The 668-nt window shown below is 64.2% G+C and carries 1 protein-coding gene; it reads left to right on the top strand.

The features are described from left to right. Positions 1-482: 482 nt before the first annotated feature. A partial coding sequence (locus tag MKK65_RS00415) for a hypothetical protein (RefSeq protein ID WP_243954338.1) occupies positions 483-668 on the top strand: 186 nt, incomplete at its 3' end.

Below are 668 nucleotides of genomic sequence, written 5' to 3'. Positions count from 1 at the left end.
CCCGGCTCCTGTGCCGGGAGACGTTGCGGCGGGCGAGGGTGTTGGTCCTCCTCATCGCTCGCCGCCGCGAAAGGTGCCGACAACTTGTTGGCCTCCGGATCCCCAGCCCGATCAAACTGGCCGCGAGGTCGGCGACACCCTAGGAGCACCCGCTCTTAGGGTGTTTTTTCGTGTCGGGACCCGATCCGGCTGCGGGTCACCATGACAGCATCGCAACTCGTTAGACGGTCATGGCGAGTTGGATCCCTAACGCTCGAGCGTCAGCCGATGACCGGTCCGGTATCATCCGCTGATACAACTGGGTCAGCCGATGAGGCATCCAAAGCTCTGATGTAGCTCGGCCGTTTGTGTCTTGCGTCGATCCGGTATGAATGAGGGGCCTCTGAAACGGAGGCACCCCGATGTCGGACGAGAACGAAACTCCCATCCCCACCTCCGGTCGCCCCGGTTGGACATCCCCGGCCCGGAAGTCTCGCAGGGGGATGTCGAAGCGGCAGAAGCACAGCCTCGACGCCCATGCCGAGACAGAGGCCGAGCGCCGTAAGAACCGTCTGGCGACCGGTACGCCCAAACGGGACGATGTCGGCAGGGCGGTGCTGCATGCACTGCTGCAGGTCCTGCGCGCCCGCCCGGACTACAACGAGGTACAGATCCTCCAGCGCTACACG

The organism is Methylobacterium sp. J-001 (assembly GCF_022829565.1).
In the GTDB taxonomy this organism is placed as follows: domain Bacteria; phylum Pseudomonadota; class Alphaproteobacteria; order Rhizobiales; family Beijerinckiaceae; genus Methylobacterium.
The sequence above is the reverse complement of the archived record's forward strand: the minus strand, read 5'-3'. Positions and strand labels throughout refer to the sequence as shown.